At 73.0% G+C, this 16482-nt stretch carries 18 protein-coding genes; 15 read left to right on the top strand and 3 right to left on the bottom strand.

What is annotated here, in order from left to right:
* Positions 1 to 53: 53 nt before the first annotated feature.
* The 6 genes from fabG (at position 54) to P3H78_RS10535 (ending at position 5207) form a co-directional block, all read left to right on the top strand.
* A complete protein-coding gene (gene fabG / locus P3H78_RS10560) occupies positions 54 to 758 on the top strand; it encodes a 3-oxoacyl-ACP reductase FabG (RefSeq protein ID WP_276108613.1) in 705 nt (234 codons plus the stop codon).
* Between the two features lie 83 nt (positions 759 to 841).
* Positions 842 to 1645 carry a 4'-phosphopantetheinyl transferase family protein gene (locus P3H78_RS10555; protein ID WP_276108612.1) on the top strand — a complete coding sequence of 268 codons (804 nt, stop codon included), beginning with the start codon at positions 842 to 844 and terminating at the stop codon, positions 1643 to 1645.
* Positions 1642 to 2481 (top strand): dimethylargininase, encoded by an 840-nt coding sequence (gene ddaH / locus P3H78_RS10550; RefSeq protein ID WP_276108611.1) that lies wholly within the window; start codon positions 1642 to 1644, stop codon positions 2479 to 2481. The genes P3H78_RS10555 and ddaH overlap by 4 nt, the downstream gene beginning before the upstream one ends.
* A 5-nt stretch (positions 2482 to 2486) precedes the next feature.
* The gene (locus tag P3H78_RS10545) at positions 2487 to 3539 is read left to right on the top strand and encodes a hypothetical protein (RefSeq protein WP_276108610.1); all 1053 of its coding nucleotides are present in this window, start codon (positions 2487 to 2489) and stop codon (positions 3537 to 3539) included.
* 435 nt (positions 3540 to 3974) lie between these two features.
* Positions 3975 to 4418: a DUF6233 domain-containing protein gene (locus P3H78_RS10540; protein WP_276108609.1), complete on the top strand. Its 444-nt coding sequence runs from the start codon at positions 3975 to 3977 to the stop codon at positions 4416 to 4418.
* A gap of 42 nt (positions 4419 to 4460) precedes the next feature.
* Positions 4461 to 5207, top strand: a complete 747-nt coding sequence (locus tag P3H78_RS10535; protein WP_276108608.1) for a phosphotransferase family protein — start codon at positions 4461 to 4463, stop codon at positions 5205 to 5207.
* 82 nt (positions 5208 to 5289) lie between these two features.
* Here the strand turns inward: P3H78_RS10535 and P3H78_RS10530 are convergent.
* The 3 genes from P3H78_RS10530 to P3H78_RS10520 all read right to left on the bottom strand — a co-directional run bounded on the left by P3H78_RS10530 (position 5290) and on the right by P3H78_RS10520 (position 7333).
* A protein-coding gene (locus tag P3H78_RS10530; RefSeq protein WP_276108607.1) for an IS5 family transposase occupies positions 5290 to 6073 on the bottom strand; the annotation gives its coding sequence in 2 pieces (ribosomal slippage) (positions 5290 to 5724 and positions 5726 to 6073; 783 coding nt in all).
* 76 nt (positions 6074 to 6149) lie between these two features.
* Positions 6150 to 6617 carry an SAM-dependent methyltransferase gene (locus tag P3H78_RS10525; protein ID WP_276108606.1) on the bottom strand — a complete coding sequence of 156 codons (468 nt, stop codon included), beginning with the start codon at positions 6615 to 6617 and terminating at the stop codon, positions 6150 to 6152.
* Positions 6618 to 6793: 176 nt separating this feature from the next.
* Positions 6794 to 7333: a GNAT family N-acetyltransferase gene (locus P3H78_RS10520; RefSeq protein WP_276108605.1), complete on the bottom strand. Its 540-nt coding sequence runs from the start codon at positions 7331 to 7333 to the stop codon at positions 6794 to 6796.
* A 290-nt stretch (positions 7334 to 7623) separates the two neighbouring features.
* Between P3H78_RS10520 and P3H78_RS10515 the strand changes: the two genes are divergently transcribed.
* The 9 genes from P3H78_RS10515 (at position 7624) to P3H78_RS10470 (ending at position 16479) form a co-directional block, all read left to right on the top strand.
* On the top strand, positions 7624 to 8250 hold the full coding sequence (locus P3H78_RS10515) for a class I SAM-dependent methyltransferase (protein ID WP_276108604.1): 627 nt from the start codon (positions 7624 to 7626) through the stop codon (positions 8248 to 8250).
* A gap of 244 nt (positions 8251 to 8494) precedes the next feature.
* Positions 8495 to 9022: a GNAT family N-acetyltransferase gene (locus P3H78_RS10510; RefSeq protein WP_276108603.1), complete on the top strand. Its 528-nt coding sequence runs from the start codon at positions 8495 to 8497 to the stop codon at positions 9020 to 9022.
* Between the two features lie 955 nt (positions 9023 to 9977).
* On the top strand, positions 9978 to 11840 hold the full coding sequence (locus P3H78_RS10500; RefSeq protein ID WP_276108602.1) for a hypothetical protein: 1863 nt from the start codon (positions 9978 to 9980) through the stop codon (positions 11838 to 11840).
* Positions 11837 to 12925, top strand: coding sequence for an NADH-quinone oxidoreductase subunit B family protein (locus P3H78_RS10495; RefSeq protein ID WP_276108601.1), 1089 nt, complete (start codon positions 11837 to 11839; stop codon positions 12923 to 12925). Before P3H78_RS10500 ends, P3H78_RS10495 begins: the two co-directional genes overlap by 4 nt.
* 85 nt (positions 12926 to 13010) lie before the next feature.
* Positions 13011 to 14804 (top strand): nickel-dependent hydrogenase large subunit, encoded by a 1794-nt coding sequence (locus tag P3H78_RS10490; protein ID WP_276108600.1) that lies wholly within the window; start codon positions 13011 to 13013, stop codon positions 14802 to 14804.
* A complete protein-coding gene (locus P3H78_RS10485; RefSeq protein WP_276108599.1) occupies positions 14797 to 15411 on the top strand; it encodes a NifU-related iron-sulfur-binding protein in 615 nt (204 codons plus the stop codon). Before P3H78_RS10490 ends, P3H78_RS10485 begins: the two co-directional genes overlap by 8 nt.
* Positions 15408 to 16001 carry a DUF5947 family protein gene (locus P3H78_RS10480; RefSeq protein WP_276108598.1) on the top strand — a complete coding sequence of 198 codons (594 nt, stop codon included), beginning with the start codon at positions 15408 to 15410 and terminating at the stop codon, positions 15999 to 16001. The genes P3H78_RS10485 and P3H78_RS10480 overlap by 4 nt, the downstream gene beginning before the upstream one ends.
* Positions 16002 to 16060: 59 nt before the next feature.
* Positions 16061 to 16264 carry a hypothetical protein gene (locus P3H78_RS10475; protein ID WP_276108597.1) on the top strand — a complete coding sequence of 68 codons (204 nt, stop codon included), beginning with the start codon at positions 16061 to 16063 and terminating at the stop codon, positions 16262 to 16264.
* A gap of 23 nt (positions 16265 to 16287) precedes the next feature.
* Complete coding sequence (locus P3H78_RS10470) at positions 16288 to 16479, top strand: hypothetical protein (RefSeq protein ID WP_276108596.1); 192 nt, start codon at positions 16288 to 16290, stop codon at positions 16477 to 16479.
* The last annotated feature ends 3 nt before the right edge of the window (positions 16480 to 16482 follow it).

Genomic DNA, 16482 nt, shown 5'->3' with positions numbered 1-16482 from the left:
CATGGAGCCGCTCCCGCACGGGAGGCACTGGAAACGGAGAAAGGGCTCGCACTATGCCCCGTACTGCCTTGGTACTCGGCGGGAACCGCGGTATCGGCCTGGCCGTCGCACGGCACCTGGCCGCCCGCGGCGACCGGGTCGCCGTCAGCCACCGCACCGACGAGCCGCCCGCCGGGTTGTTCGCCGTGCGGTGCGACGTCACGGACGCGGGGGCGGTGACCGAGGCCTGCGCACAGGTCAAGGCGGAACTCGGTCCGGTGGAGGTGCTGGTCCACAACGCGGGCATCACCCGGGACCGGCCGTTCGCCGCCATGACGGCCGAGGACTTCGAGGCGCCGCTGCACACCAACCTGCTCGGCGCGTACCACGGGATCAAGCCGGTGCTGCGGGGCATGATGCGCGCCCGGTGGGGGCGCATCGTCCTGATGTCCTCCACCGTCGCGTTGTCCGGTGCGGTCGGACAGACCAACTACGCAGCCTCCAAGGCCGGGTTGATCGGCTTCGCCCGGTCGCTGGCGCTGGAGGTGGCCGGCCACGGCATCACCGTCAACGTCGTCGCCCCCGGCTACACGGACACGGACATGGTGGCGGCCATGCCCGAGGAGAAGCGGCAGAGCCTGCTGGCGACCGTGCCGATGCGCCGCATGGCCACCCCCGGCGAGGTCGCGGCGGCGGTCGGCTACCTCACCGGCGAGGACTCGGGCTATGTCACCGGCACCGTGCTGCAGGTCGACGGCGGGGTCGGCATGGGCCACTGACCCGGCACACCGGCGACCGCACCACCCGGCACACGGCACACGGCACGGACAGCCGGACCGACCCACGCGAGGAGGAACAGGCAATGCCCACCCGGCTGCCGCGCACCACGGGCCCGAGCCCCGCCGCACCCGCGGGCCGGCCCGCGCCTGCGCACCCGGACCGGCGACCGGACGGCCCCCGGCCGCCCACGCCCGCCCCCTCGGCCGGCACCCCCCTCGCCCTGGTGCGCGCCACCACGGACGTCCTGCCGCTGCTGGACGCGGTCAGGCTCGCCCCGCACGAACGGGACCGCGCCGCCCGGCTGCCGGCGGGCGAGCGCCGCGAGGACTACCTGGCCGCGCATGTGCTGGTACGGCTGTGCGCGGCGCGCCTGCTCGGCGTGGACCCCGCCGCCCTGATGCTCGGTCAGCTCTGCGGGGAGTGCGGCGGCCGGGACCACGGCCGCCCGTTCCTGCGCGACCGGCCCGGCGTGGGCGTCAGCCTGTCCCACGCCCGGGGCGCCGTCGCAGCCGCCGCGGCTCCGGGCCCGGTCGGCGTGGACGTGGAGAACGCCGCGGACGCGGTGTTCTCCCCGCGGTTGGCCGCCCGGGTCCTGGCGCCCGCCGAACTCGCCGCGGTCCGCGCCGGCCCCGACCCCGCACGGGGCCTTCTCCGCCTGTGGGTGCGCAAGGAGGCCCTGGTGAAGGTGGGCGCGGCGACGCTCGGCGGACTGCACCGGACCGACCTCGTGGCCTCCGGCTCACCCGCCGGCTGGCGGTTCGCCGACTGGAGCAGCCCGGACGGCCGCCTGATCGCCGCCGCCGTCGCGCACACCGTCCCCGCCGTCGACGGCGGGAGCGACCTCGGTTCCTCTCGTTCCACCCCTACAGGAGAACAACACGCATGACTGCGAACCAGTCCACCGCAGGCAACCGGACCCGGACGGCGACCCCGCGCCGGCTCCTGATGTGCCCCCCGCGCCACTTCGACGTCACCTACTCCATCAACCCGTGGATGAACCCCGTCAAGCCCGTGGACGGCGGCCTCGCGCTGCGCCAGTGGGAGGGGCTGCGCGATCTGTACCGGGAACTCGGGCACACCGTGCTGGAGATAGAGCCGGTCCCCGGCCTGCCCGACATGGTCTTCGCCGCCAACGGTGCGACCGTGGTCGACGGCAAGGTGTTCGGCGCCCGCTTCCGGCACGTCGAGCGCACCGCGGAAGGCCCCCTCTACCTCGAGTGGTTCCGGCGTCAGGGCTTCGACGAGTTGTACTGGCCGGAGCACATCAACGAGGGCGAGGGCGACTACCTGACCGTCGGCCGCAGGCTGCTCGCCGGGACGGGCTTCCGCACCGACCAGCGCTCGCACTTCGAGGCGCAGGAGTTCTTCGGGCTGCCCGTCACCGGCCTCCGGCTGGTGAACCCGTCGTACTACCACCTGGACACGGCGCTCGCCGTGCTGTCCGACGACGAGGTGGCGTACTACCCGAAGGCGTTCACCGAGGGCAGCCAGGCCGTGCTGCGCGCGATGTTCCCGGACGCCGTCCTCGCCACCGACGAGGACGCCGCGGTGTTCGGGCTGAACATGTTCTCCGACGGCAGGCACGTGCTCCTGCCGAAGGCGGCCACGGGCCTCGCCGGACAGCTCGCCGAGCGCGGTTTCGAGCCCGTCGGGGTGGACCTGACCGAGCTCCTCCGGGCCGGCGGCAGCGTGAAGTGCTGCACGCTCGAACTGCGGGGGTGACACGGATGGACAGCCACATCGTCACCCGGTACGACGGAACCGCCGTCAACTGCCTCACCGGGAGCTACTCGGTCCTCGCCGGCATCGCCGGCCGTCCGGTCGAGGAACAGACCGTCTTCGAGCGCGGGGACGGCTATCTGTTCCAGGCGGGCCTGGACGAGTCGGGGTACCCGGAGTACATCTTCCCGGTGGAGGAGGCCGGGGCGCTCGGCATGGCCCGGTCGGGCTTCACGGTGCACAAGGAGCCCATCGACTTCGACGCGCCGGGCCCGCATCTCGAGGCGCTCCTGGAGCGGCACGGGGCGGTCATCGTGTGGGTCAACACGGCCCACCTCAACTACGCGGACGTCTACCGGGACAACAACCCGTACCTGCACGCGGTCGTGGTCCGGGGGATCGCCGCCGACCACGGCCATGTCGACGTGCACGACAGTCTGGTCGTCGGCACACAGCCGTTCAGCTGCCGGGCCGTGGTGACCTTCGACGACCTGGTCCGGGCGGCGGCCGACCGGATCAAGAGCGACGCGCACGACGCGATGGGCTTCTTCTACGCCGTGTCCGACGACCTCCGCGCGGACGGGCCCGCGGTCCCGGGCGCGGACGGGACCGCGGCCGCCGGCGAGGGGCGACCGGACGGAGCGGAGCTGAGCGGTGCGCTGACCCGTCAGGCGGAGCGGTTCTTCGCCGAGGCACGGTTCCGGGAGGCGATCCGCCGCTATCAGGCGCTGTGCGAGGAGTGTTTCGCGGGCCCGGCCGAACGCGCCGCGCTCGGCGCCCGCCGGCTCTTCCACCACGCCTCGGTCCTCTACGCGGTGCCCAGCCTCAGGCTGATGGCCCGCTCGCTGCAGGTCGCCGGCGCCTCGGAGCGCAGCCTGGCCCTGCACGACGAGGCCGCGCGGCACTGGGAGGCCATGGGCGTGCTCGCCCTGCGCCACGAGGCGACGTCCGCCCCGTCGGTGCGGAAGCGGATCACACAGCGGTTCGAGCAGCTGGACGACGTGACCGCGAGGCTGTGGGAGTCCGTGGCAGCCGACTCGGGGGTGCGCCACCGGTCGTAGTGCGCACCCGAGCGGCGTGAGTCCCGGCCGCCGGGGCCACGGGGGCCCGGGGGCAAGGGGGCCGCTGCAGCGCTCGGCCGCGGGAGGACGACCGAGCCCCCGGTCGGCCACGGGGCCTGATCGCCCGCCGCACCGGGCGTCGCGGTCGGCCGGTCCGGGGGTGGGGCGGACGCTTCCCCAGCAGCGGCGGGGTCCCACCGCTCACGGCGGCCCGCCCACTCCGGACGGGTCCCGCCCACTCCGGACGGGCGAGGGACGTCGGGAGAGAGAGGCCGTGAAGGCTCGGACACCGGGGCAGGGTGCCGCCCGCCGCCCGCGGCCGCCGGGCTGAGCGTCGGTGCCGACGAACCCGGTCCCGGCGGCACCGCCGCGGCCGTGGTCCTGGCGGTGCTCGGCGTCCTGCCGGTCACCGGACCCACCCCTATAATCAAATACATGTTCGATGACCTGCCGCCGGACCTGGAGCGCCTGACGACCCTGCGTGTCTGGCACGCCATGTGGCTGGCGCGGATCGATCGCAAGATCGCCGCGGTCAGGAGGCGGCAGGCCGAGGAGGAGCGGGGGCGCCGCAGCCGCCCCCGGCCGCCCGAGTGGCTCGTCGAGCTGGGCATCGGCTCGGGCCGGCCCCCCGTCCAGGTCCACGCCGGCGACTGCTTCATGGCGGGCGAACGCCGCCGCCCCGTAGGCCGCGACGAGGCCCGCCGCCTGCTCACCACGGGCCTGAAGGCATGCGCCCACTGCCGCCCGGACACCCGGCTGAGCCTGCTCGACTTAGGACTCCCAACGAAAGTGGTGAGCTTGACCTGGTCAGAGGTCGGTGTCGTGCACGAGGCCGCCGGGGTAGCGGGACGCGGTCAGCCGCGTAATCGCACGCGATAAACCTAGCGACGTCGGCGATCATCCCCGGGATACTGGTCGCCCATGGATGAGGTCGAAGTCGTCGTCGCCCATTCCGAGCGCGCGACTCTGCGCGTCGGCGACGTGTTCTTGAAGGTGGACGCCGATCAGGCGCGCCTCGACGTCGAGGTCGAGGCGATGTCCCTCGCGCCGGTCCCGACCCCGGAGGTCCTGTGGCGCAAGCCACCCGTGCTCGCGACCGCCGCGCTCCCGGGGACGACGCTTGGGCGCCTCGGCGGGCCATCGACCGGGTCGCCGGCGGCGTGGGCCGCGGCGGGCGCCGCCATCCGGAAGCTGCACGACGCGCCGCTGCCGCCCCGGCCGGGCCGGGCCGGCCGAAGCATCGACGAGTTGACCAAGGAGCTCGACGACGAGTGCGAGTTGCTCGTGACGAACGGCGTCCTGCCCGCCGACCTGGTCACCCGCAACCGCCAGGTCGCCGAGGCCGCGCTGCGGCCGTGGACTCCGGCGTTCACGCACGGCGACCTGCAGATCGCGCACGTCTTCGTCGACGGCGCCGAGGTCACCGGCATCATCGACTGGTCCGAGGCGGGCCAGGGTGATGCCCTGTACGACCTCGCCACCTTCACGCTCGGACACGAGGAGCACCTCGACGACGTCATCGCCGGCTACGGCACCGACATCGACCTCGACGTGATCCACGCGTGGTCGTCGTTACGAAGCCTGCTGGCAGTTCGCTCGCTGATCGAGCAGGGCTTCGACCCCTTCGCGCCGGGCTGTGAGGTCGACGTGCTGAGATCCCGGATGTGAGGCCGCGCGGGCCCGACTGCCACGTATGCGTTCTCACGCATCGAGCACGCCATCTCCTGGGGCGCGTCGCCAGCCCTTACTCTCAACAAAGTGCGGTGCGCAGTCGTCGCCGGCAGATGACGGCGCAGCCGAGGGTGACGAACGCGTGGTGGATGCCGTCGCGGATCTCCCAGTGGATGCGCAGGCGGCGGAACCAGTGCAGCAGCGCGATCGCTCCTTCCACGACCCAGCGGTACACGCCCAGGCCGGAGCCGTGCCCGGTGCCGCGCCGGGCAAGGCGCGCGGTGATCTGGAACCTGCGGACCTTGTCCCGGTAGACCTCGTGGTCATGGCCGCGGTCGGCGTACAGGTGCTTGGGGCGGCGCGGTGGCTGGCCGCGCTTGCCGCGGATCGGCGGGACGGCCTGGATCAGCGGGATCAGTTGGGTGTTGTCGTTGCGGTTGCCGCCGGTGGTGATTGCCGCGAGCGGGATGCCGTGCGCCTCGACGATCAGGTGGTGCTCGCTGCCGGTCCTGCCCCCGGTCCACCGGGGACGGACCGGTGGCCGGCCCGCCCTTCATCGCCCGGATGCGGCTGGAGTCGACCGCAGCCCGGGAGAAGTCCAGCAGGTCTGCGGCCCGCAGCTCGGAGAGCAGCAGGTCGTGCAGACGCTGCCAGACCCCGGCCTCATTCCAGTCCCGCAGCCGTCGCCGGCAGGTCATCCCCGAGCCGAAGCCCAGCTCCTGGGGCAGAAACTCCCAGCGGATCCCGGTGTGCAGCACGAACAGGATCCCGCACAGCACCCTGCGACTATCCAGACGCTTACGACCTGGACGCCGCGGATTACGCGGGACGACCGGCAGCAGCGGCTCGATGCGCGCCCACAACCCTCGCTGCGCGTCGGCCTTCCCGGAGGCGGACGGTCCGCGCCGTGCCGGCAGTGATCGTCCTTGTCGCCGCGCGTCACGGCTGGAAGTACTCCGACATCAGGCGGCTGACCCATTCCGGCTGCCTGATGTCCACCGGGCGGAACTCCTCCATCGTCGGCTTCAGGTCGACGACCGGGGTGCCCGAGACGGCGTCGAGGCCCACGACTGTCAGTTCGCGGCCGCGGACGGACTCGATGGCACAGGACGTCACCCCGATGCGGTTCGGTCTGCGAGGGCCGCGGCCGGCGAAGACGCCGACGGGCGGGAGGTCGGAGCGGCCGCGGTAGGGGCGGGGTTCGCGGTGGTCGTCGTGTTCCGGGAACCGGTCGAAGACGAAGAGGACCTCCACGTGGGAGAAGCCCTCCAGACCCTGCAGGCATGCCTCGCCGAAGCGCTCGTCGACGGTGATGGTGCTGCGGACGGCACCCCAGTCGTCCGTGTGCTGGACGTCCGTCCGATTGTTCCGGACCGTACCTATCGGTGTGATCTCGAAGCTCGCCATGGCCAGAGGCTATCCCCGCCGCACCCGTGCCGGCACCGAGGCGATCGGCACCGCCGGCGGACCAGGTCCTCACCCGCCGGCGAGCCGAAGTCCGGGGACCGGCACTCCACTTCACCCCTTCGCTCGGCCGCCGCTGCACCTGGCGGAGGGCGCGTGAGGAATACGCCCTGCCGAACTCAGGTGGACGGCGTGACCGGGGACCGCATGCCGAGCCACTGCTCGGCACCCCAGGCCTCGAACCGCTCCACCTCGGTGAACCCCAGCTTCGCCGCGAGGCGCATCGAGCCGACGTTGGCGGTCTGGGTGGTGAGCACCACCGGCTCGCCGGGAAGGACGCCGGCGAGCCAGCCGAGCGCCGCCGCGCACGCCTCGGCGGCGTACCCGCATCCCCACGCCCGCGGCAGGAACAGGTAGCCGAGGTCGGCCTTCCCCGCGGCAGCCGGGCGACGGTGCCCGGTTGCTCTCCTGAGCAGGATCTGGCCGATCATCGATCCGTCGAGATCAACGACGAAGCTCCCGGGCCACCCTTCGGGTACCTCGAACGTCTCGCGCTCAAGCTCGTCACGCGGTCGGGGGCCGCCGAGGTAGGTGTGCACCTCCGGCGAGGCGAGCAGCTCGATGAACGCCGCACGGTCCCGGGTCCCGGGCTCACGCAGCACGAGTCTCTCGGTCCTGATCGGCTCCGGCGGCCACGCCACGGGTCCCAGATCTTCCATCCGCGCACGCTAACAGGTGGTCACACCCCGTTCGCCCGGCACAGCGCCACGAGCGTCTTGCGCGCGTGAGCCGCCGGCTCAGCGGCTTCTACGGACCCATGGCTTTCGGGCGTTCAAGGCACGCACAGCAAGCCCGTCTGCCGGGGCAACGAGGCATCCGCTGAAACCAGTGCCGCCGTTGGGCGCAGCTCGCACGGAGGCGAGCACCACCGCCTCCGAGTCGAGGGGCGGCCAGGGGACCTGGGTGAAAAGAGGTCGCGCTCACGACGGACGCGCCGTAGCGTGCGCGCGTGGCCCTCGAAGATCCGAAGGAAGTGGTCCGGCGCGGGTATGACCTGCTCTCGGAGCACTATGAGCGGGCATACGGCAGCGAGACGAAGTACGGGACGTGGATCGAGGAGTTGCTCGCTCTGCTCCCCGGCGCAGGCACGGTCCTGGACATCGGGTGCGGCACCGGTGTTCCCGTGGCCCGGTCCCTGGTCACGGCGGGTCACCGCGTGACGGGCGTCGACATCAGCGAGGTCCAGATCCGCAGGGCCCGGGAGCTCGTGCCGGGCGCCGACTTCATTCGGGCCGATGCCACGACTGTGGAACTCCCCCGGTACGGCTTCGACGCCGTCGTCTGCCTGTACGCCCTGATCCATGTTCCGGTGGACGAACAACCGGCCCTGCTGGAGCGGATCGCTTCCTGGCTGCGGCCGGGAGGGTGGTTCCTGTCCACCACCGGGCATCGAGCCTGGACCGGGACCGATGAGAATTGGCTCGGCGGTGGGGCCGCGATGTGGTGGAGTCACGCCGATGCCGCGACGAACCGCGCATGGCTCGTGCAGGCCGGCTTCGACGTGGTCCTCGAGGAGGTCGTGCCCGACGGCGACAGCGGCCATGTCCTGTTCCGGGCCCGGCGCTCCCGGGGATGACGGCGGCAGGTCGCAGCAGGCCGGCTTCAGGCGCAGGCGAGTTGGAGGAGACGCGGCCGGAGGTCGGCGTAACTCGTCGCGGATAACGCGTCGTTCGTACGGATGGAGCCGGGCGAAGGTGGGCTGGACGAGACCACGAGCCGCGCGATCCACTCGGTCCTCCGTGGGGCGTAGGCTGCGGCGGCGCGGGCACCCTCGCATGGACCGGCCGGCTCGTCCAACGCACCAGAACCAGGATCAGCCCATGCGCAGCAGCACCCGGATCCGCCTGATCGAGCCCGCTGACGCCGCCCCGATCGCCGCGCATCGGGTGCGGGACTTCGAGGCCTTCCGGCCGTGGGAACCGGCCCAGCCCGCCCGCTTCTTCACCCCGGAGGGCCAGGCGGAGCGGATCGACAAGCTGCTGGCCGGACACCGGGCCGGCACGGTCTGGCCGGGCGTGGTGCTCGCCGGCGACCAGGTGATCGGGCAGGTCACCGTCGGAGGCATCCTGCCGCAGCCGCACCTGCGCCGCGGCTCCGTCGGATACTGGATCGCCGGCGCCGCCCAGAATCAAGGGCACGCCGGACGCGCCCTCGGACTTGCACTCCGGGTGATGACGGACGAACTCGGCCTGCACCGCGCCGAGGCGTCCACCCATCCGGAGAACCTGCCGTCGCAGCGGGTGCTGCGCCGCAACGGGTTCAGCCCGTACGGCGTCGCGCACTCCTCGATCCTTCTCGACGGAAGCTGGCGGGACGGGTTGCTGTGGGAACGGATCCTCGACGAATAACTCCGAGATCCACCCCGGCACCCTCCACGGACTCACCACGGCCGACACCGACGCCTTCAACCCCCCGGCGCTGCAACGCCGCTGGGACCGTCTTCTCCCCCCCCCCCCGCGGCGGCGCCCTGGGCGACCGCGGAGGCCCGCCTGCACGGCCCGGCCTCGCCGTCTCCACGCTTCCCGACCGTGACCACCGCCCTGATGACGTACACCGGTCCCGTCGACGACCAGGCCCTGACGACCCGAACCCGGCCGGCGTGCCCCTGGTGCCGGCCGGGTTCGCCCGGCCTGCGTGCGTCGCGTGTTCGGGCCGATGCAGTACCTCGCGCAGTTGCTGGTGGACGCCGACGCCCAGGACGCCGAGGAGCGGCGCCGGACAGCCGCCCTCCTCCCGGGCCCGGGAGGAGGCGCGGAGCCCCGCGCAGAAGCCGCGGACGCGGGAGCGGGAGGCGGTGCGCCGGGCCGTCCGGCACGCCGGGGAGCGCGCGGACGCGCTGCGGCGGCGGACCGCCGGGGCCGACCGAGGAGCTCGCCCACGTCGAGGACGGCGCACTCCGGGCCCGTACCGCCGAGCACAAGGCGCACGAGCGGCAGCGGGGTGCCGACCGCGCGGCGCGCGAGGCTGTGCGCCGGGCGGAGGCCGCCGCGGCCCCGGTCGACCGGCTGACCGGCTGACCGGCTGACCGCCCCGGGAGCGGCTGAGCCGGAGATCGGCGGGTCCGGCGGGCCCCTCCACGGGCGGAGCGCCCCCCGCGCAAGAACCGGGCAGCCGGTCCCGCCCGATCCGCCGCCGCATCACCGACCGGCACGGCTCCCTCCTCGCCCCCGCCCGCGCGTTCCCCGGCACCGCCTCCCGTGTTCACCCGACCGGCCCATCCGCGCTGGGCCGCAGGGGGCGAAGGGGCGTGATCGATGTGACGGTGGTGGAAGGGATGGCGCACGTGCGAGTCGAGGAGGCGCAATGCCGGAAGCCGTGGTCGAAGGTGGCGTTCCCGGCGCCGCCGCCGTGGAGGGCGGTGGCGCCTCCACGAGCCGTGCCGGGCACCCCTTCGAGCAGCTCGGCGCGGTGGCCGACGCCGTCCTGTACGAGGGCTACCTGCTCTATCCGTACCGCCGGTCCTCGCCCAAGAACCGCGTGCGCTGGCAGTTCGGCGTGCTGCTGCCCCGGGAGTGGGCCGAACGCGACGGGCCGGTCACGCCCGGCGTCTCCGGATCCGCCGACTCCTGGTACCAGCAGACCGAGTGCCTGCTGCGGACCGGGGACGACACCGGCGTGGTCCAGGTGGCCGTGCGCTTCCTCCAGATGCAGCACAAGCAGGTGGAGGAGGCCGGCCCGGACGGCGGCCACCGCCCGGTCCCGTCGCTGCGGACCGCCGACGGGGCCACGCACCTGACCTTCGAGGAGGCGGTGCCGCGCGAGACCCTCGTCGCCGCGCCGCTCGCCGACCTGCTGGCGGGCCCCTGCACCGTCCCGGTCGCGGAGGCGGCCGGCGAGGAGTCGGAACCGCTGCCGGGCCCGGAATCCGGCGGGTCCGGCTCCGCGGGACGGTCCGCCGGACGGGTGGTGCGGCGGCGCCGGGAGATCCGCGCGGAGGTCACGCTCACCGCGGAGCGGCTCTCCGGCGACGTGTGCCGGCTGCGGGTGCGCACCGAGAACACGGGGCCCGCACCGGAGCCGTCCGCGACCCGGGACGAGGCACTGGGCGTGGCCCTGATCGCCACCCACACCCTCGTCGGCGGTACGGGCGTGGAGTTCGTCTCGCTGATCGACCCGCCCTCCGGTCTGGACGTGCACGTACGGGGCTGCCGCAACGCGTTCACCTTCCCCGTCCTCGGCGGCGCACCGCACGAGGCGCCGGGCGGCGGGCGCCGCACCGGGCCTGCCCCCCACGGCGACACCGGGCCCGCGATGCTGTCCGCGCCGATCATCCTGCCCGACCACCCGCAGGTGGCGCCGGAGAGCCCGGGCGACCTGCACGACGCGGCGGAGATCGACGAGATCCTGACGCTGCGCACGATGCTGCTGACGGACGAGGAGAAGCGCGAGGCGCGCGCGACCGACCCGCGGGCCGCGCGGATCCTCGACCGGGTCGACTCCATGCCCCCGGAGGTCTTCGCCCGCCTGCACGGGGCGATCCGCTCGCTCGCCCCGGCCGGCCCCGCGTCGCAGACCGGCCTCCCGGCCCCGGACCGCCCGTCCCCGGCAGGCGGCACGGACACGGGCGACGGCACGGGTACGGGCGGCGGCACGGGTACGGGCGGCGGCACGGGTACGGGCGGCGGCACGGGTACGGGCGGCGGCACGGGTACGGCGGAGTCCGCCGCAGCGGCGGACTCCCCGTCCGCCTACGGCCCGTACGACACCGCCCTCGGCGCCCACCCGGCGGGCGCGGCGCCCGGCGGGGCCGCCCCCGTCGGGCGCGCCGCCTGGTGGCAGGAGGGCGGTGACGACGGGCTGTCGCCCACGACCGACACCGTCCTCGTCGACGGCGTCCCCGTGGCCGCCGGCAGCCCGGTCCGGCTGCGTCCGCTGGGGCGGGGCGCCGACGCGCAGGACATGTTCCTCGTAGGCCGGACCGCCCGGGTGGCCGCCGTCTTCCACGACGTGGACGGCAGCGTGCACCTCGCCGTCACCCTCGACGACGACCCGGCGGCCGAACTGAACGGCTGGTACGGCCGCTTCCACTACTTCCGGCCCGAGGAACTCGAGCCGCTCCGGCGACCGGACACCCCCAAGGAGCCGCGCGCCGCGGCTCGAGCCGCCCCTCGGGATGCGGCACCCGACCGACTCCGAGACCCCCTGCAGCGGAGGCCGAACCCATGACCAGTCACAGCGGAACCACCGACGCCGTCCGGGAAACCGGCGGGGTGACGGAGCACGAGGGCTTCGACGAGATCACCATCCTGTGGATCTCCGAGGGCATGAGCTGCGACGGCGACACCGTCTCCCTGACGGCCGCCGACCAGCCCTCCCTGGAGGACCTGGTGCTCGGCCTGATCCCGGGCCTGCCCAAGGTGAACCTGGTCAACAAGGTCCTCTCGCCGAGTCTGGGAGGCGAGGACTTCCTCGCCCCGTACCGGGCGGCGGCCCGCGGCGACCTCGCGCCGTTCATCCTCGTCATCGAGGGCTCGATCCCGAACCAGAACATCATCCAGGGCGACGGCTTCTGGACGTCCTTCGGCAACGACCCGGAGACCGGGCAGCCGAAGACGCTGAACACCTGGATCGACGAACTCGCCCCGAAGGCCTGGGCGGTGGTCGCGGCAGGCACCTGCGCGACGTACGGCGGCATCCACGCGATGGCCGGCAACCCCACCGGCTGCATGGGCCTCGCGGACTACCTGGGCTGGGAGTACAAGTCCCAGGGAGGGCTGCCGGTGGTCAACGTGCCCGGCTGCCCCATCCAGCCCGAGAACTTCATGGAGACCCTGATCTGGGTGCTCTACCACGCGGCCGGTTCCGCTCCCCCGCCGCCGCTGGACCACATGCTGCGCCCGCAGTGGCTGTACGGGAAGACGGTGCACGAGGGCTGCGACCGCGGCGCGTACTACGAGCAGGCGACCTTCGCCAAGGACTACAACTCCCCCAAGTGCCTGGTGAAGACCGGCTGCTGGGGCCCGGTCGTCAACTGCAACGTGCCCAAGCGGGGCTGGATGGCCGGCGTCGGCGGCTGCCCCAACGTCGGCGGCATCTGCATCGGGTGCACGATGCCCGGCTTCCCGGACGCGTTCATGCCGTTCATGGACGAGCCCCCCGGCGGCTCGCTGTCGTCCCTGGCGATCAAGCCGTACGGGGCCGTCATCCGCCGACTGCGCGGCCTGACCAACGACATGGTGAACCACGAGCCCAGGTGGCGGCACAACAAGCGCAAGCTGACCAGCGGTTACGACCCGCACTGGCGCTCCTGAGACCACGCGGCCCGCCCGCTCGGGCGGGCCGCACCGCACACCCACTCCGACCGCGGAACACGGACAGCAAGGGGCTGTAGAGCAGATGACCACTACCGAGGCTGGGTCCACGGGGCGCAAACCCGCACAGATCGTGGACATGTCCTGGGATCCGATCACCCGGATCATCGGCAACCTGGGCATCTACACCAAGATCGACTTCGCCAACCGGGAAGTCGTGGAGTGCCACAGCACCTCGTCGCTGTTCCGCGGCTACTCGGTGTTCATGAAGGGGAAGGACCCGCGTGACGCGGGCTTCATCACCTCGCGCATCTGCGGCATCTGCGGCGACAACCACACCACCTGCTCCGACTACGCCCAGCAGATGGCGTACGGCGTGAAGCCGCCGCGGCTGGCCGAGCACATCGTCAACCTCGGCGAGGCCGCCGAGTACATGTTCGACCACACGATCTTCCAGGACAACCTGGTGTTCGTGGACTTCTGCGAGGCGATGGTCAAGGCGACCAACCCGGGCGTGCTGGCCCGCGCCGAGCGCACCGACGCCCCGCGCGGCGACGTCCACGGCTACCGGACCATCGCCGACATCATGAAGGCGTTCAACCCCTTCGAGGGCGAGGTCTACAAGGAGGCCCTGAAGGTCAGCCGGGTCACCCGGGAGATGTTCTGCCTGATGGAGGGGCGGCACGTCCACCCGTCCACGCTGTACCCGGGCGGCGTCGGCACGATGCCGCAGCCCAACACCTTCACCGACTACCTCAGCCGGCTGATGCGCGTCATCGACTTCGTGAAGAAGGCGGTGGCGATGAACGACGACGTCTTCGACTTCTTCTACGAGGCGCTGCCCGGCTACGAGGAGGTCGGCAAGCGCCGCATCATGCTGGGCTGTTGGGGCGCCTGGCAGAACCCGGACGTCGTCGACTACCGCTACGAGACGATGAACGAGTGGGGCAAGGCGATGTACGTCACCCCCGGCATCGTCGTCGACGGCAAGCTGGTCACGAACAACCTCGTCGACATCAACCTCGGCCTGCGCATCATGCTGGGCAGCTCGTTCTACGAGGACTGGGTCAACGAGGACCCCTTCGTCACCCACGACCCGCTCGGCAACCCCGTCGACATGCGCCACCCGTGGAACCAGACGACCCTCCCGGTGCCGCAGAAGCGGGACTTCGGCAACAACTACAGCTGGGTGATGAGCCCGCGCTGGTACCACCAGCAGAGCGGCGAGCACCTCGCCCTGGACACCGGCGGCGGCCCGCTCGCCCGTCTGTGGACGACCGCGCTGAGCGGTCTGGTGGACACCCCGTACGTGAAGGCCACCGGCAGCAGCGTGCGCATCTCGCTGCCCAAGGGCGAGTCGCTGCCGGAGACGACGCTGGAGTGGCGCATCCCGAAGTGGAGCAACACCCTCGAACGGGACCGGGCCCGGCCGTACTTCGTCGCCTACGCGGCGGCGATGGCCCTGCAGTTCCTGGAGGAGTCCATGGGCCTGATCCGGGCGGGCGACACCAAGGTGTTCGAGCCCTTCGAGGTGCCGGACGAGGCGATCGGCTGCGGCTTCCACGAGGCGGTCCGCGGTGTGCTCTCCCACCACCTGGTGATCAAGGACAAGAAGATCGCCAACTACCACCCGTACCCGCCGACCCCGTGGAACGCCAGCCCCCGCGACATCTACGGCACCCCCGGTCCGTACGAGGACGCCGTCCAGGGGCAGCCGATCTTCGAGGAGAACGGGCCGGACGACTTCAAGGGCGTCGACATCATGCGCACCGTCCGCAGCTTCGACCCCTGTCTGCCGTGCGGCGTGCACATGTACATGGGCAAGGGGAAGACGCTGACCACCCTGCACTCCCCCACGTACGGGGCCGACCATGGCTGAGCCGGGGCAGGAGGCTGCCGGCCCCGGCCGGCTCGCCGACCCGGACGTCGAGGCGCGGCTGGCCCACCTGGACGGCGTGCTGGCGGGCCTGGAATCCGCGCCCGGACCGACGGCGCGCGGCGCGATCGACGCGGTGCGGGTGCTGACCGAGGTCTACGGCGAGGCGCTGGCCCGCGTCGTCGACCGCGCCGACGGGGAACTGGCCGGGCGGCTGGCCGGTGACGAACTGGTGGGGCACCTGATGGTGCTGCACGGGATCCACCCCGAGTCCGCCGAGCGCCGCGCGGCCCGCGCGGTGGAGCGGCTGCGGCCCGCCGTGCGCGAGCGGGGCGGCGACCTGGAGTGGGCCGGTGTCGAGGACGGCCCGGACGGGCCGGTGGCCCGCGTGCGGCTGACCTCGGGCGGCGGGTGCGGGTCCGGGTGCGGCAGCGGCGGCCCGGACGACGTCGCCGACGCCGTCCGGGCGGCCGTCCTCGCCGCGGCTCCGGAGCTGGCGGCCGTGGAGCCGCTGCCGCAGCCGGCGGCCCGCCCCGCGGCTCCCGCGTTCGTCCCGCTGGGCGCCGTGGCCCGGCGCCCCGCCCCGGCCGAGGCGCAGGAGGCGCGGTGACCGCGGAGGGCGCACTGGCCCGGGTCATCCGCTCCGCCGCCGACCGCACGGCGGCCGGGACGGAGGTCTGCGACCTGTGCGCGGCGCCGGTGGCCGAGGAGCACCCGCACCTGTACGACTCCGGTCAGGACGAGGTGCGCTGCGTGTGCGGCCCCTGCTCGGTGCTGTTCGCCGAGCGCGGCGCCGGCGACGGGCACTTCCGTCTCGTCCCGCGGCGCCGGGTCCGGCTGCCGCGGGTGGACACCGGGCCGCTGGGCGTGCCGGTCGGCCTGGTGTTCTTCGTGCCGCGCGCCGACGGCACGGTCACCGCGCAGGGCCCGAGCCCGGCGGGGGCCATGCGCTGGGAGGTCGACGCGGACGCGTGGCGGCGTGCGGCCGAGGCGTGTCCGCAGCTCGCCTCCGTGGAACCCGATGTGGAGGCGCTGCTGGTGAACACCGTCCACGGTCAGGAACACCACTGGATCGTGCCGGTCGACGACTGCTTCCGGATGGTGGCCGTGGTACGACGGGAGTGGCGGGGACTGTCCGGCGGAGGCCGGGTCTGGCCGGCCGTCGAGCGGTTCTTCGCCGACCTCACCGAGCGGTCCTGAACACGTGCCCCGCCCGTCCCGTCGCACGGGAGGGACGGGGGCGAGGAAGGAGAAGCACCATGGGAAGCATCAGGGTCGGCCGTCCGATGGCGAAGCCCGACGGGACGGCGCACGTGTCCGGTCTGCGCCAGGGGAACAAGGCGCACGGGCAGCAGACGGGACACCACGGGGACGGCACCGCGGACGCGCGCCGCGCCACCGGGATCCGTTCCAAGCGGCATGACGCTCTGCTGGACGTCATGCCCAACATCTCACCGGGATGACGGACAGCAGGGAGTTGCCGCACATGAACCTCCGAGACAAGCGAAAGTCGCGCGCGGACGCCGGGATGCCGGCCCGGCGCGTGGTGAAGGCGGAGGCCGCCCTGGTCGGCGGCCTGCTGCTGGCACTGTTCCTCCGGGAGATCCCCAGTCTGGTCCGCGAGGCGCGGATCTGGCGGATGACCGGCGGTCTCCGCGCCGGCCACCGGTACCCGTGAGCC

The organism is Streptomyces tropicalis, assembly GCF_029269835.1.
In the GTDB taxonomy this organism is placed as follows: domain Bacteria; phylum Actinomycetota; class Actinomycetes; order Streptomycetales; family Streptomycetaceae; genus Streptomyces; species Streptomyces tropicalis.
The sequence above is the reverse complement of the archived record's forward strand: the minus strand, read 5'-3'. Positions and strand labels throughout refer to the sequence as shown.

Bases quoted from the DNA above. Each gene is read 5' to 3' on its own strand.
- P3H78_RS10495 (WP_276108601.1), top strand. From the start codon at position 11,837: ATGACCAGTCACAGCGGAACCACCGACGCCGTCCGGGAAACCGGCGGG.
- P3H78_RS10490 (WP_276108600.1), top strand. From the start codon at position 13,011: ATGACCACTACCGAGGCTGGGTCCACGGGGCGCAAACCCGCACAGATC.
- P3H78_RS10525 (WP_276108606.1), bottom strand. From the start codon at position 6,617: ATGGCGAGCTTCGAGATCACACCGATAGGTACGGTCCGGAACAATCGG.
- P3H78_RS10545 (WP_276108610.1), top strand. From the start codon at position 2,487: ATGGACAGCCACATCGTCACCCGGTACGACGGAACCGCCGTCAACTGC.
- P3H78_RS10475 (WP_276108597.1), top strand. From the start codon at position 16,061: ATGGGAAGCATCAGGGTCGGCCGTCCGATGGCGAAGCCCGACGGGACG.
- ddaH (WP_276108611.1), top strand. From the start codon at position 1,642: ATGACTGCGAACCAGTCCACCGCAGGCAACCGGACCCGGACGGCGACC.
- P3H78_RS10535 (WP_276108608.1), top strand. From the start codon at position 4,461: ATGGATGAGGTCGAAGTCGTCGTCGCCCATTCCGAGCGCGCGACTCTG.
- P3H78_RS10540 (WP_276108609.1), top strand. From the start codon at position 3,975: ATGTTCGATGACCTGCCGCCGGACCTGGAGCGCCTGACGACCCTGCGT.
- P3H78_RS10510 (WP_276108603.1), top strand. From the start codon at position 8,495: ATGCGCAGCAGCACCCGGATCCGCCTGATCGAGCCCGCTGACGCCGCC.
- P3H78_RS10485 (WP_276108599.1), top strand. From the start codon at position 14,797: ATGGCTGAGCCGGGGCAGGAGGCTGCCGGCCCCGGCCGGCTCGCCGAC.
- P3H78_RS10470 (WP_276108596.1), top strand. From the start codon at position 16,288: ATGAACCTCCGAGACAAGCGAAAGTCGCGCGCGGACGCCGGGATGCCG.
- P3H78_RS10555 (WP_276108612.1), top strand. From the start codon at position 842: ATGCCCACCCGGCTGCCGCGCACCACGGGCCCGAGCCCCGCCGCACCC.
- P3H78_RS10500 (WP_276108602.1), top strand. From the start codon at position 9,978: ATGCCGGAAGCCGTGGTCGAAGGTGGCGTTCCCGGCGCCGCCGCCGTG.
- P3H78_RS10520 (WP_276108605.1), bottom strand. From the start codon at position 7,333: ATGGAAGATCTGGGACCCGTGGCGTGGCCGCCGGAGCCGATCAGGACC.
- fabG (WP_276108613.1), top strand. From the start codon at position 54: ATGCCCCGTACTGCCTTGGTACTCGGCGGGAACCGCGGTATCGGCCTG.